The 13245-nt window shown below is 72.6% G+C and carries 11 protein-coding genes; 7 read left to right on the top strand and 4 right to left on the bottom strand.

Going from position 1 to position 13245, the window contains the following annotated elements:
- Positions 1 to 126: 126 nt before the first annotated feature.
- Positions 127 to 936 (bottom strand): FadR/GntR family transcriptional regulator, encoded by an 810-nt coding sequence (locus FIU83_RS14595; protein ID WP_152484716.1) that lies wholly within the window; start codon positions 934 to 936, stop codon positions 127 to 129.
- A gap of 114 nt (positions 937 to 1050) precedes the next feature.
- Here FIU83_RS14595 and FIU83_RS14590 point away from each other — a divergent pair, with 114 nt between their 5' ends.
- On the top strand, positions 1051 to 1719 hold the full coding sequence (locus tag FIU83_RS14590) for a DUF1028 domain-containing protein (protein WP_172976094.1): 669 nt from the start codon (positions 1051 to 1053) through the stop codon (positions 1717 to 1719).
- A gap of 296 nt (positions 1720 to 2015) precedes the next feature.
- Here the strand turns inward: FIU83_RS14590 and FIU83_RS17570 are convergent, their stop codons facing one another.
- The 3 genes from FIU83_RS17570 to FIU83_RS14580 form a co-directional block, all read right to left on the bottom strand.
- Positions 2016 to 2144, bottom strand: coding sequence for a putative transporter small subunit (locus FIU83_RS17570; protein WP_216645036.1), 129 nt, complete (start codon positions 2142 to 2144; stop codon positions 2016 to 2018).
- A gap of 57 nt (positions 2145 to 2201) precedes the next feature.
- Complete coding sequence (locus tag FIU83_RS14585) at positions 2202 to 3908, bottom strand: sodium:solute symporter family protein (RefSeq protein ID WP_152484714.1); 1707 nt, start codon at positions 3906 to 3908, stop codon at positions 2202 to 2204.
- Positions 3909 to 4461: 553 nt separating this feature from the next.
- Positions 4462 to 5349 carry a DMT family transporter gene (locus FIU83_RS14580; protein ID WP_152484713.1) on the bottom strand — a complete coding sequence of 296 codons (888 nt, stop codon included), beginning with the start codon at positions 5347 to 5349 and terminating at the stop codon, positions 4462 to 4464.
- Between the two features lie 105 nt (positions 5350 to 5454).
- Here FIU83_RS14580 and FIU83_RS14575 point away from each other — a divergent pair, with 105 nt between their 5' ends.
- The 6 genes from FIU83_RS14575 (at position 5455) to FIU83_RS14550 (ending at position 13170) form a co-directional block, all read left to right on the top strand.
- Positions 5455 to 6321 (top strand): LysR substrate-binding domain-containing protein, encoded by an 867-nt coding sequence (locus FIU83_RS14575; protein ID WP_152484712.1) that lies wholly within the window; start codon positions 5455 to 5457, stop codon positions 6319 to 6321.
- Between the two features lie 126 nt (positions 6322 to 6447).
- The gene (locus FIU83_RS14570; RefSeq protein ID WP_152484711.1) at positions 6448 to 7917 is read left to right on the top strand and encodes a YdiU family protein; all 1470 of its coding nucleotides are present in this window, start codon (positions 6448 to 6450) and stop codon (positions 7915 to 7917) included.
- Between the two features lie 158 nt (positions 7918 to 8075).
- The gene (locus tag FIU83_RS14565; RefSeq protein WP_172976093.1) at positions 8076 to 8924 is read left to right on the top strand and encodes an ABC transporter ATP-binding protein; all 849 of its coding nucleotides are present in this window, start codon (positions 8076 to 8078) and stop codon (positions 8922 to 8924) included.
- Positions 8925 to 8928: 4 nt separating this feature from the next.
- Positions 8929 to 9816: an ABC transporter ATP-binding protein gene (locus tag FIU83_RS14560; protein ID WP_152484710.1), complete on the top strand. Its 888-nt coding sequence runs from the start codon at positions 8929 to 8931 to the stop codon at positions 9814 to 9816.
- Positions 9813 to 11396, top strand: a complete 1584-nt coding sequence (locus FIU83_RS14555) for an ABC transporter substrate-binding protein (protein WP_253939492.1) — start codon at positions 9813 to 9815, stop codon at positions 11394 to 11396. The genes FIU83_RS14560 and FIU83_RS14555 overlap by 4 nt, the downstream gene beginning before the upstream one ends.
- On the top strand, positions 11383 to 13170 hold the full coding sequence (locus tag FIU83_RS14550) for an ABC transporter permease subunit (RefSeq protein ID WP_253939491.1): 1788 nt from the start codon (positions 11383 to 11385) through the stop codon (positions 13168 to 13170). Before FIU83_RS14555 ends, FIU83_RS14550 begins: the two co-directional genes overlap by 14 nt.
- The last annotated feature ends 75 nt before the right edge of the window (positions 13171 to 13245 follow it).

The following is a 13245-nucleotide window of genomic DNA, read 5'->3' as shown; positions in this document are numbered from 1 at the left end:
GGCCTCTCGGTCGTCGCGTCATTCGGCGCACGGGCACAGGGAGATGCCCCGTCCGCCTGCCGGGGAGGGCAGGCTCGGTAGCGTCTCGTGCGCAGGGATTCTGGCGGGATCCGCGGCGGCGCGGGCTTAGAGGTCGCGCAGCGCCAGGTACTCGCGGCTCGGGGCTTCGCCGGCGGTGTCGTCGGCGCGGAAGAAGGCCTTGTCGAGGGTGGCTTCCCCCGCCTCCATCAGCGCCTGGGCGGCCTGCATGTGCTCGGCCATGATGCGGCGCGCCTCGTCCATGTCGTCGTTGCGCAGGGCGTCGAGCAGTCGGCGCTGGTAGTCGTAGCCGCGCTGGCGCAGCTCCGGGTAGGGCCGGTCGTAGATCTGTTGGCAGGTCGTCAGGCTCATCAGCAGGCGGATCATGAAGCGACACATCAGGGCCAGCAGGGGATTGGGGCAGTAATCCACCAGCACCAGGTGGAACTCCAGTTCCTTGATGCGCTGGGTGCGTTCCTCCTCCAGCGAGGCGGGCGGATGGGTGTAGTAGGCCATCACCGCTTCCAGGCGGCGGAAGGCAGCGTCGTCCAGCACGCCCTCGAGGCTGGCCACCATGGAGGGCTGGAGCTGCTTGCGGACCTCGTAGATGTCATGGATGGTCGGCTGGCGAAAGAAGAAGTAGTTGCCCAGCAACTCCATGGCGCGGTCGTCGCTCACCTCGCAGATGAAGGCGCCGCCGCCGGGGCCGGTACGGGTCTGGATCAGGCCCTGGGCCGTCAGGCCGCGCAGCGCCTCGCGGATGGTGCCCTTGGAGGCGTCGAGCGCCTCGACCAGGTGGGACTCCTGGGGCAGGCGATCTCCGGGGACGAGACCGTGATGCGCGATGTACTCCTTGATCGCCTCGCCGATGACCTCGGGGCGGGCACGGCGCGCGGCGTGTCGTGGTGACTGGCTCATCACTCTCCTTGCGGGTGGGGCGGCTTGTCGACCGTCTGATGATCATGGTATTTGTCATGATAAATAGGCTCGCCGTCTTCGGCAATGCCGCTGCATCCTCTCACCGGAGTGCCCATGACCTTCAGTCTGATCGCCCTGGATACCGACCGACGCACCCTGGGCGTCGCCTGTGCGACGGGCGGTCCTGCCCTGGGGGGCTTCGTCCCGCACCTGCAGCCCGGCGTCGGGGCGGCCATCACCCAAGGCTACAGCACCAGCGTGATGGCCGCCGAACGTGGCCTGGCGCGACTCGCCGAGGGCGAGCCGGTGGCCTTGACCGTGGCCGAGCTGCGCCGCGCGGATCGGGGCGAGGCCTGGCGCCAGCTGGCTCTGATGGATGGCCGCGGCGAGGTGGCAGGCTGGACCGGGGCGAGCAACGTGCCGGTCTGCGACCTGCATCTCGAGCCCGGTCTGGCAGTCGCGGGGAACATGCTGGGCAGCCAGGAGGTGGTGCCCGCCATGGTGGCGGCCTACCGCCAGGCGAGGGCCTCGGGCGAGGCACTGGCCGAGGCACTGCTGGCCGCGCTCGGGGCGGGCCAGCGAGCCGGCGGCGACCGGCGGGGACTGGTGTCGGCGGCGCTCAAGGTGCGTGCGCCCGGCGGCCTGCCCCTCGACCTGCGTATCGACCACTCGAGCGAGGCGGTGACGGCGCTCGGCGAGCTGCATCGGCGCCTTCGGGCGGATCGGGACTTCCAGGCCTTCCTGGCCCGGCTCCCGACCGGCGAGGCGCCGGATCGTCACTAGGCGCGCAGGTCATGCGGCGCCTTTGCTCGATCGCGCGCCGATACTGTTAGCGCAGCCGCGCCTGGTGGCCTTCCATCGAGCGCTGGCCGAGGGCGTCGGAGGCCGGCGGCCGGCGGCCGGCGGCCGGAAGTAGTCCAGGGCGTGGTCCGTCATCGTCGTGGCTCCCTGTTGGGGCGACCTGGGTCGCGGGGGGCTTCCTGCCGTCTAGTCCCCCGCGCCGCCGGATTGAACGCAAGAGGCCCCGCCGGCAGTGCCGGCGGGGCCTCGGTCGTGTCGCGATCCGGGTCGCGAGGGGATCACACGAGCTCGCGATGCTCGCGCTGGGCGTCGCGGCGGTCGCGCAGCACGGCGCGACAGATCAGCACCAGCACGCCCAGGGTCAGGGCGGGCCAGGCGAGCACGTAGAGGCCGTAGAGCAGGGTCATGGTCGTTCTCCTCATGGGCGGCGCCGGGGGCCGGCGCCGCGGTGGATGGGGTGGGGCTCAGCGCTGGCCGGCCAGGGTGGCGGCGGCCGGCGCGGCAGGACGGCGCGGCGCCTGCTCGGGCGCGAGCGGGGCCTGGTCGTAGTCGCCGACCCGCTCGCCGATGGTGGCGAAGTCGAAGCGCTCCTGGCGGCTCGCCAGGCTCATCACCACGCAGACCAGGGTGCTGGTGCCGTAGGCGGTCAGCGAGGCCAGCAGCACGGTGTACTCGCGCAGGAAGCCGGTGGCGAAGACCAGCATGGCCGCGAGTGCCAGGATGCCGGCGAGAAAACCCATCGCGCGGCCCAGGAAGCCGAAGACCATCAGGCCGATGATCACGCCGCCGCCGATGCTCGCCAGCAGCTCGAAGAGCAGGCCGGTGGCGCCCGACAGCGGCAGCCACTCGAAGCGCGCCAGGCAGAACATCACCATGGCCACCAGCACCGAGGTGGTGAAGGCGGCGTTGGTGATGCGGTCCCAGAAGCAGCTGGCGATCACCGGGAAGACGATGGCGCCCCACAGCGCGCCGACGAACACCAGCATCACCAGGATATCCAGCGAGAAGCTGGCGAAGACGATGCCCACCGCGGTGGCGATGATCATGGTCAGGCGGCCCACCAGCAGCATGCGCTGGGGGTCGGCCTTGCCCCGGGCGATGTTCTTGCCGTAGACGTCGGCCATCATGATCGCCGACAGCGCCGAGAGGTCGGAGTCGGCGGTGGAGGAGAGCGAGCCGATCACCAGCACGAAGAACAGCGCGATGAAGATCGGCGGCAGGTAGCCCGAGACCATCTGCGGGATCAGGTTGTTCATGTCGCCATTGAGCGGCTCGATGCCGAGCGTCAGGGCCATCAGGCCGATCATGCCCAGGCCGATGACGATGGCGCCGTAGCCGACGGTGGCGGTGAGGAAGGTCGGCTTGATGTGCTCCTCGTTCACCGCGAAGAGGCGCTGGGAGATGGTCTGGTTGCCGATGGCGTAGGCCAGCACGGCGACGAAGAAGGGCGCGCCCTGGTGGAGGATGGCATCCATCGAGAAGAAGTCGGCCTGCTCAGGCGTCAGGTTGTCGAGGCCGGCGACCAGCTCGCTGGGGCCGCCCATGGCGAAGAACACCGCGGGAATTATCACCACGGCGATGGCCATCAGCGCCACCAGCTGGGCGAAGTCGGTGAGCACCGAGGCGCGGAAGCCGGACCACAGGGTGTAGAGCAGCACGCCGACGCCGGCGATGATCACCCCGGCCTGGAAGGAGAGCGGCGAGAGCACCGAGACCAGGGCGCCGGCGGCGGTGAAGTTGACCATCAGGCTGATCACGCTGCCGAGCACGTTGGAGAGGGCGAGGATCAGCTGGCTGGAGCTGCCGTGGCGGGCGTGGATCAGCTCGCCCAGGGTGTGGGCGTTGGGGGCGAGCTTGCGAAAGCGCCGGCCGAACGGGTAGATGAAGAGGATCATCAGCGCCCCCCAGAGCCCGTAGTGGATGGGGCCGGAGACGCCGTAGGTGTAGCCGGAGGTGGCGGCGGCGTAGAAGGAGGCGGCCCAGATCCAGGTGGCGGTCATGCTGGCCGCGCCGATGCCGAAGCCGATGCGGTGGTTGGAGACCATGAAGGCGTCGGCGTCCTCCTTCTTCTTGCGAATGCCGAGCGTGAGCAGGTAGGTGCCGCCGTAGAAGGCGAGCATCAGCAGGATGACGGTCAGGGTCGAGAATTGATGGAGCGATGCGCTGTTCAAAAGCAGTCCCTCGGTGAGTGGAAAGGGCCCGTCACGGGGCGGCCGCGCAGGGGGCGGCGGCCCGACGCGATGGTCGGTCAGGGTGGGGCGTCGATGGCGCACGCGGCGAGGTATCGGGCCTGGGGCCGATGGGAGCTGGAACGGCGCTCTTGGCGAGCGTGAGGCGATCGATGCGAGCCGTCGGCAGGACGGTGCACAGGCGCACGGGCCGTCTCAGGCGGCGCCGCGTGGCGTTACCCGGGGAAGGAGCGGTCTGGCGGCGGGCGGCGCGGCATGCAGCGGCCCTGTTCGGTGTAGTGGGGCGACATGGATTCCTTCTCTATCGATGACGTCGGCGACGGACAGTCGAGAGTGCCGGTGATCCAGTCTGCGGTGAAGCGAGACCAGTCGGTCACGGGGGTGACCGCCTCGGGGCGTTGTCGATGTTTTCGCCCGAGGCGCCATTACCCTACTGGCCCGACGGCAAGATGTCCAATCGTCTTCGAGATGGCGGGGAATTGCCGTCAGCGTCTCGAAAAACAGGAAATGTCTCCGTCGCGGCCCGTATCGGCGCTCAGCGCCTCGAGGCCGTGACGCTGCCCCAGAGCACCAGGCCGGCGGCCAGCGGCAGGCGCCAGTCCGGCGTGGTGACCCCGGCGATCACCAGGAAGAGGGTGGCCAGCACCGGCACGGCGTGGGCCAGGTTGCCCAGCCGATGCGCCTGGGGATCGCCGAGGGCGCGGTCCCAGGCGAGCATGGCGATGCCGTAGGGGCCGAGGCCCAGGGCGGCGGTGGCCTGCAGCTCCCGAGACGAGGGCAGCTCGCTCACGCCCTCCAGCGCCAGGCTGGCGACGCCGGTCATCACGCTGGCGATCAGCAGCAGGTGCGGCATGCGCTCGCCGAAGCGGAAGCTCGGCACCTGGCTCGCCAGCGAGAAGAGCGCCCAGCACAGCGCCGTGCCGAAGGCCAGCAGGTAGCCGCTCCAGGCCCCGGAGACGCCGCCGCTCAGTGCCTGGGGCACCACCAGCAGGGCGGCGCCGGAGAAGGCCAGCAACGCGCCGCCGAGGGTGGCCAGCGGCAGGCGCTTGAGCACCAGCCAGCGGCTCGCCAGCAGGAAGATCACCGGCCAGGTGTAGGTGATCAGCGCCGCCTCGGCGGGCGGGGCCAGCGAGAAGGCGGCGACGCAGGCGCCCACGGCGCCGGCCATCAGCAGCGCGCCGAGCAGGTTGATCGCCACCCCCTGGGTGCGGGAGGGCCCGGCCGCACGGGTGCGCCGCTGGCGCGCCATGGGCAGGGTGCCCAGGGCTCCTGCCAGCAGCGCCATGGCCGAGAGGCGCAGCGGCGGCAGGTCGCCGGCGGCGATCATCAGCAGCGGCACCAGCGCCCAGAGGAGGACCGCCAGCGCGGCGGCGCCGGCGCCATGCCATGGAAAACGTGAAACGCCTAGCGTATGACCCAGCATGATCGCAACCTCCTTGCCCAGTGAGTGACGACGGCATGCTATCCGGTCCATACTCATCACAAAATCGATCCTTATTGATGTGAACCATCAAGGTTGGTGATGTATATGCGCGCCCCGACCCTCGACCTCGGCCTGCTGCGAACCCTGGTGGCGGTGGCCGACACCGGCAGCGTGACCGCCGCCGCGCGACGCCTGGCCTACACCCAGTCCACCGTCAGCATGCAGCTGCAGCGCCTGGAGAGCGCGCTGGACGTGACCCTGCACGAGCGGGAAGGGCGGCGGCTGCGCTTCACCGCCGAGGGGGAGCGGCTGCTCGGCCATGCCCGGAAGCTGCTGCTGCTCAACGACGAGGCGCTCGCCGACATGCGCATGCGGCGAGTCACCGGCGAGCTCAATCTGGGCATCCCCGAGGACTACGCCAGCCTGCTCACCTCGGTGTTCTCCTGGTTCCACCAGCTCTATCCGGAAGTGCGCCTGCAGGTGACCTGCGGCACCAGCGCCCACCTGATGGAGCAGGTGCGGGCCGACGAGCTGGACCTGGCGCTGGTGACTCGCCAGCGCCGCTCGCCGGGGGGCGAGTTCATTCGCCGCGAGCCGCTCGCCTGGGCGGTGGGCCTGCAGCACCAGCCCTCGCTGACCGACCCGCTGCCGCTGGCGCTCTACTCCCTGGGCGCCGACCTGTTCCGCGAGGTGGCCGAGCAGTCGCTGGCCGCCGCCGGCCGCGACTGGCGGGTGGCCTACACCAGCCAGTCGATGGTCGGCCTGGGCCCGGTGGTGCAGGCGGGGCTGGCCATCGTGGTGGTGACCCGCAGCATGCTGACCCCCCAGCTGCGCGCCCTGGACGAGTCGAGCGGCCTGCCGCCGCTGCCGACCGTGGAGCTGGCCCTGCACCGTGCCGCGCGACGCCCCACCGAGCCGGCCCGGCGCCTGGCCGAGCTGATCCGCGAGGAGCTCTCCCTGGGCGAAGGGTGAGGGGCAGGGCAATCGCCGTTGGGTCCGGTGAGGGGCGCCGGGGAGAGGTCGATTCGCACAAATCCGAGCGATATACTCGGGTATTCATCCTCCGCTGCCCCGCGGCAGCCGCCGACCGGAGTCGCCATGTTTCCCGAGTTCACCCTGCGCTACGCCCGCCTGCCCGACCGCTTCTTCGCGCGCTTCGCCCCCGTGGCGGTGGAGGCGCCGCGGCTGCTGGCCTTCAACCGGCCGCTGGCCGAGGAACTGGGCTTCGAGACGGCGGCCTTCGATGCAACGAGCGCCGCCGAGGCGTTCTCCGGCAACGCCGTGCCGGCGGGCGCCGAGCCGTTGGCCCAGGCCTATGCCGGCCACCAGTTCGGCCACTTCAACCCGCGCCTGGGCGACGGCCGCGCGGTGCTGCTGGGCGAGGTGACCGACCGCGAGGGGCGGCTGCGCGAGCTCCAGCTCAAGGGCGCGGGCTGCACCCCCTTCTCCCGCGGCGCCGACGGCCGCGCGCCCCTCGGCCCGGTGCTGCGCGAGTACCTGGTCAGCGAGGCGATGCACGTGCTGGGCATCCCCACCACCCGCGCCCTGGCCGCGGTGGCCACCGGCGAGCGGGTCTTTCGCCGGGTGCCCGAGCCGGGTGCCGTGCTGACCCGGGTCGCCTCGAGCCACCTGCGCGTGGGCACCTTCCAGTACTTCGCCGCCCGGGGCGACGAGGAGGCCGTTCGCCTGCTCGCCGACCTCGCCATCGAGCGGCACTACCCCGAGCTTGCCGATAAGCCCCCGGCGCAGCGCTATCTCGCGCTGCTGGAGGCCGTTCAGGCGCGCCAGGCGCGGCTGGTCGCCGGCTGGATGGGGCTCGGCTTCATCCACGGCGTGATGAACACCGACAACGTCTCCATCGCCGGCGAGACCCTCGACTACGGCCCCTGCGCCTTCATGGAGGCCTATGACCCCGAGCAGGTGTTCAGCTCCATCGACGAGGGCGGCCGCTACGCCTACCGCAACCAGCCGTGGATCGCCCAGTGGAACCTGGCGCGCTTCGCCGAGACCCTGCTGCCGCTGATCGACGACGACGCCGACCGCGCCGTGGAGCGCGCCACCGCGATGATCCAGGCCTACCCCGAGCAGTACGAGGCCGAGTGGCTTTCGGTGATGCGCGGCAAGCTGGGCCTGGTCGGCGAGGAGGAGGGCGACCGCGAGCTCGCCGAGGCCTTCCTCGAGGCGATGGCCGCGGGCCGCGCCGACTTTACCCTGGCCTTTCGCCATCTTGCCGAGGCGGTGGAGCAAGACGCTCCGGCGCTGCTGGAGCGCTTCGAGACGCCGGACGCCATCGCCGCCTGGCTGCCCCGCTGGCGGGCGCGGCTGGCCCGGGAAGCCGCGGACCCGGCGACCATCGCCGCGCGGCTGCGCGGGACCAACCCGCGCTACATCCCGCGCAACCACCAGGTGGAGGCGGCGCTGGACGCCGCCGCCGAGGGCGACCTCGCGCCTTTCGAGACCCTGGCCGAGGTGCTGGCGACCCCCTTCGAGGCCCAGCCCGACCGCGAGGCCTACGCCCGGCCGGCGCCGGCCGGCGCGGCGGTGTTTCGTACCTTCTGCGGCACCTGAGCTTTCGCCTCGCTGACAGGGGGTGACGGTCGACCGGGTCGGCCGTCACCCCCTCCCGGGCCGTCAGCAGCCGCTTCGGTCGATGCCGCCTTGTTTCGGTCGCTTTTGTTATGATATATCCTCTCGCCCTTTCGAGAGCGGCGAGGCGTGAAGACCCCGTGACATCATCGGCAACTGATCCCGTCCTGAGGGTAGAAGACCTGCGCATTCGGCTCGGCCAGCGGCCGGTGGTGGACGGCCTCTCGTTCGCCGTCCAGCCGGGCGAGCGGGTCTGCCTGATCGGCCCGTCGGGCTCCGGCAAGTCGCTCACCGCCGGGGCGATCCTCGGCCTGACGCCGCCCGCGGCCCGCATCGACGGCGCCATCCGCCTCAACGGCCTCGAGGTCGGCGGGGTGCGCGCGACCCGGCGGCCGGCGCAGGCCCGCGCCGGCATGGTGTTCCAGAACACCCAGGCCGCGCTCAACCCGCTGGTCAGCGTGGGCGTCCAGCTGCGCGAGCCCTTCCGGCGCTTCCAGGGGCTCTACCGCCGCGAGGCGCAGCAGGCGGCCGTCGCGCTGCTGGGGCGGATGAACCTCGCCGAGCCCGAGCGGGTCATGCGGCGTTCGCCGGCGGAGCTCTCCGGCGGCCAGCGTCAGCGGGCCTGCCTGGCGCTGGCGCTGGCCTGCCGGCCGTCGCTGATCGTCGCCGACGAGCCCACCACGGCGCTCGACGTGCTGACCCAGGCCGAGGTGCTGGCGCTGCTGCGCGAGACCACCGGCACCGCCGACACGCCCGCGCTGCTGTTCATCTCCCACGACATGGCCGCCGCCTCGCGGCTGTGCGAGCGTGCGCTGATCATCGATCAGGGCCGGCTGGTGGAGAGCGGTCGGCTGGCCGACATCATCGCCGCGCCGCGTCACCGCTTCTCCCGCGAGCTGGTCGCGGCGCTGGGCCACCGCGAACGCCTCCAGGCGCCGGCCGACCCGCCGCGTCGGGGGGAAACGCCGCGTCTTCGGGCGGCAGGGTAGGCCCATGACGATGCCCGAACTCAACGACGACGGCTCGCTGCTGCGGGTCTCCGGGGTCGGCAAGCGCATGCCCGGGCCGCGGCGCTGGTGGGGCGGCCGCGACTGTCGCCACATCCTGCGCGACATCGACTTTCGCCTCTACCCCGGCGAGCTGATCGGCCTGGCCGGGGTGTCCGGCGCCGGCAAGTCGACGCTCTTGAACCTGATGCTCGGCCTGACTCGGGCCGACGGTGGCGAGATCGTCTGCCGGGGGCGGCGCATCGCGCCGGGCTCGGCGCGCGCGCTGCGCTGGTATCGCCGCGTGGTGCAGGTCATCCCCCAGGATCCGGCGGCCTCGCTGGACCCGCGCATGCGCGTCGGCGAGCTGATCCGCGAGCCGCTGGTGCGGCTGGGCATCGAGGGCCCGCACGAGCCGCGGGTGGGCGAGGCGCTGGAGCAGGTCGGCCTGGACGGCGGCTATCTGATGCGTCGCCCGGCCGAGCTCTCCGGTGGCCAGGCCCAGCGGGTGGCCATCGCCCGGGCCATGGCCGTGCGCCCGCGACTGCTGCTGGCCGACGAGCCGCTCAGCGGCCTCGACCTGCCGCTCCAGGCCCAGGTGACCCGGGTGCTGAAGACGCTGCACCACGAGGCCGGCATCGGCCTGCTGCTGATCTCCCATGACCTCTCGGTGGTCTGCCGGCTGTGCCAGCGCACCCTGGTGCTGGACGACGGCGCGATCATCGAGGACCGCCCCACCGAGGCGCTGTTTCGCGCGCCGGCGCACGAGCGCACGGCGGCGCTGATCCGGGCCGCGGCCATGCTGCCGGGCCAGGATCTTCTTCCGACTTCTCTTACCCCCGGTTCCCTTTCCGCCGCCACGCCGGCCCATCGTTCCCAGGAGCTAGCCCCTTGAGCCTTCGCCCCTTGTCCCTTCGCCGTGCCTTGCCGTTTCCCCTGGCGCCGCTGTCGCTGAGCCTTTTCGCCCTGGCCCTGCTGGCTGGCTGCCAGCAGGAGGAGTCGGCCTCCACCGAGAATGCCGGCGAGACCGCCGGCAAGAGCGCCACCGAGACCGCCGACGCCGGTGAGCGGCGCCTCAGGGTCGCCATGCTGCAGCCGCCGCGCTCCGGGCTGAACCCGCTGACCGACGATGCCTTCAAGCTGTCGCGCTGGAGCACCGCCGAGACGCTGATCCGCCTCGATGACGACGGCAGCCCCGAGCCCTTCCTGGCCACCGAGTGGGAGCGGCTCGACCCGTACCGCTGGCGCTTCGCGATCCGCGACGACGTGACCTTCCACGACGGCACGCCGCTGACCGCCGAGCGCGTGGTGGCCTCGCTGACCGCCGCCACGAACGCCGCGCCCAAGCCGCGCATCCTCGACGGCGTGGACATGACGATCGAGGCCGACGGCGACGGGGCGGTGATCGTGCGCACCGCCGAGGCCGATCCGCTGGTGCCCAATCGCCTGTCCAGCCCGCAGCTGGCGATCCTCGCCGAGCGGGCCTACCGCGACGACGGCACCGTCAACCCGATCGAGGCCGGCACCGGGCCCTTCGTGCTCGAGGAGATCAACGGCACCCAGAGCGCGCGCCTCGACCGCTTCGAGGACTACTGGGGCGAGCGCGCCGAGCTCGCCGGCATCGATGCCGACTACGTGCCGGACGGCACGGCCCGCGGCGCGGCGCTGCGCACCGGCGAGGCCGACGTGGTCGAGGCGGTGCCGGTGTCCCAGGTCGCGCTGATCGACCCCGAGCTGATCCACGAGGTTCCGATGCCGCGCACCAACACCCTCTATCTCAACACCGAGTCCGGGCCGCTGGCGGACCCGGCGCTGCGGGCGGCGGCGCGCGAGGCGCTCGACCGCGAGGCCATCGTGCGCACCGTCTACGAGAATCGCGCCGACATCGCCAACGGCCTGCTGGGCCCGGCGCTGCAGTGGGCCGACGGGCTGCGCACGCCGGTGCAGGGGCGGCCCGAGGCCGCGGACCCGGAGGGCGTCGCCATCACCCTGGGCACCTTCACCGACCGCGCCGAGCTGCCCGAGGTAGCGGTGCTGCTGGAGCAGCAGCTCGAGGCCGCGGGCTTCGACGTCCAGCAGGAGGTGCGCCAGTACGCGCACATCGAGGCGGACATGCTGGCCGGCGAGTTCGACGCCTTCATCCTGTCCCGGGCGACCATGCTCGACTCCGGCGACCCGGTGGCCTACATGGTCAGCGACTTCGCCTGCGAGGGCTCCTTCAATATCGCCCAGCTGTGCGATGCCGAGGTCGAGGCGGCGCTGGAGAAGGCCGCCGACCTGGAGCCGGGGCCGCAGCGCCGCCAGGCGATCATCGACGCCGAGGCGGCGATCCTCGCCACCGATGCCGCGGTGCCGATGCTCCACGAGCGGGTCATCCAGGGCGAGGCCAAGCATATCGCCGGCGCCGTGCGCGACCCGCGCGAGCGCGAGCTGATCAACGAGCACACCCGGTTCATCGACGATGGCGCCGAGTAAGGGCGCGAGCCCGTCGGCGCGACCCTCGTTGCGCGGCCCGTCGATCGCGTGGGGCGCGCTGCTGCCGACCCTGTCGCGGCTGCTCACCCTCGGCGGCGTGGTGGTGCTGGTGGGCCTGCTGCCGTGGCTCTCGGGGCGCGACCCGGCGCTCAGCATCCTGCGCGCCCGGGCCGGCGACCAGAACCCGACCCCGGAGGCGCTCGATGCCATCCGCGAGCAGCTGGGCCTGGCCATGGGGCCGCTCGAGACGCTCGGCCACTGGGTCGGCGGCCTGCTGCACGGCGATGCCGGCACCTCCTGGATCTCCGGTACCCCGGTGCTGCCGGGCCTGCTGCAGGCGACCGGGGTGTCGCTTGCGCTGATGGCGGCGGCGCTGGTCGTCGCGTTTTCCACCGCGCTGCTGGTCTGCCTGCCGGCCCTGCGGCGCGGCCTCGACGGTCGTCCGGCGCCGAGCTCGGGCGCGATGGCCGCGGCCGTCACGGCGCTGCCGGAGTTTTTGCTCGCGGCGCTGCTGTTGGTGGTGTTCGCCGCCTGGCTGCGCTGGCTGCCGCCCTATGGCTGGGGCGAGTGGCGCCACCTGGTGCTGCCGGCGCTGTCGCTGGGGCTGCCGGCCGGCGGCCTGCTGGGGCGGCTGTTCAGCGACGGCCTGACCTCGGCCTTCGCCGAGCGCTGGGTCGCGACCTGGCACATGGCGGGCTTCTCGCGGCGGCGCCTGGCGCTGGCCGCGCTGAAGCGCACCCTGCCGAGCCTGATGCCCCAGGTGGGGCTGGTGGTGGTGGGCCTGACCGGCGGGGCGATCGCCGTCGAGCAGGTGTTCTCGATTCCCGGCCTCGGCCGGGCCACGCTGGGGGCGGCCTCCGCCCAGGACCTGCCGGCGCTGCAGACCGGCATCCTGATCCTGCTGGCCATCGCCGTGGTGCTGGGCGGGCTGGCCAACCTCGGCCGCTCGCTGCTGCTGGGCCGGGCGATGCGGGCCGGCGCGGTGCCGGTGGCGGCCCCGGTGGCCCACGGCGGCGGCCGGCGCTGGATCGTGCCGGCGGTGGCGGCGGCGCTGCTGCTGACGATCGTGCTGGCGGGGCTCGCCCGCGATCCGATGACCTCGGCCTACCTGCGCCTGCAGCCGCCGGGGGCGGGGCTGCCGCTGGGCGCCGACGGCATCGGCCGCGACATCCTCGCGCGGGTCAGCCACGGCGCGCTCTCCACCATGGGCATGGCGCTGGCCACGGTGCTGGTCACCTTCGTGCTGGGGCTCGCGATCGGGCTGATGCCGCGGCTGGCGGCCGGGCCCATCGAGGTCACCAACGCCACGCCGCCGGTGATCGCCGGGCTGATCGTGGCCGGCCTGATGGGGCCGAGCGCCGCCGGCGCGGTGATCGCGGTGACGGCGGTGAGCTGGGCGCCGCTGGCGGCGCACACCTCGGCGCTGGTCAGCGAGACCCTGGCCCAGCCGCACGTGCGCATCACCCCGGTGCTCGGCGTGGGGCGCTGGCGGCTGCTGTCGCGCTACGTGCTGCCCGCGCTGGTCGGGCCGGTGTTCCGCCACGCCATGCTGCGCCTGCCTGGCACCGCGCTGGCGCTGGCCGCCCTGGGTTTCCTCGGGCTCGGCCCGCGGCCGCCGGCTCCGGAATGGGGGCTGTTGCTCGCCGACAGCATGCCCTACCTGGAGCGCGCGCCCTGGGCGGTGCTGGTGCCGTCGCTGGCGCTGGTGCTGATGTCGATCCTGGCGGTCTCGCTTTCCGGCCTGTGGCGCGGGCGCGAGGCCGGCGGGGCGTGACGGGGCGGGCGCCCGGGTGGGAGGCGCGGGCCGCCTCGGGAGACGCCCGGCATAAAGGAAGCCGCGCCGCCCGGA

This window comes from Halomonas sp. THAF5a, from assembly GCF_009363755.1.
Classification (GTDB): domain Bacteria; phylum Pseudomonadota; class Gammaproteobacteria; order Pseudomonadales; family Halomonadaceae; genus Halomonas.
Note: the sequence above shows the minus strand (reverse complement) of the source record. Positions and strands in the feature narration are given on the sequence as shown.

Bases quoted from the DNA above. Each gene is read 5' to 3' on its own strand.
- FIU83_RS14595 (WP_152484716.1), bottom strand. From the start codon at position 936: ATGAGCCAGTCACCACGACACGCCGCGCGCCGTGCCCGCCCCGAGGTC.
- FIU83_RS14590 (WP_172976094.1), top strand. From the start codon at position 1,051: ATGACCTTCAGTCTGATCGCCCTGGATACCGACCGACGCACCCTGGGC.
- FIU83_RS17570 (WP_216645036.1), bottom strand. From the start codon at position 2,144: ATGACCCTGCTCTACGGCCTCTACGTGCTCGCCTGGCCCGCCCTGACC.
- FIU83_RS14580 (WP_152484713.1), bottom strand. From the start codon at position 5,349: ATGCTGGGTCATACGCTAGGCGTTTCACGTTTTCCATGGCATGGCGCC.
- FIU83_RS14575 (WP_152484712.1), top strand. From the start codon at position 5,455: ATGCGCGCCCCGACCCTCGACCTCGGCCTGCTGCGAACCCTGGTGGCG.
- FIU83_RS14570 (WP_152484711.1), top strand. From the start codon at position 6,448: ATGTTTCCCGAGTTCACCCTGCGCTACGCCCGCCTGCCCGACCGCTTC.
- FIU83_RS14560 (WP_152484710.1), top strand. From the start codon at position 8,929: ATGACGATGCCCGAACTCAACGACGACGGCTCGCTGCTGCGGGTCTCC.
- FIU83_RS14550 (WP_253939491.1), top strand. From the start codon at position 11,383: ATGGCGCCGAGTAAGGGCGCGAGCCCGTCGGCGCGACCCTCGTTGCGC.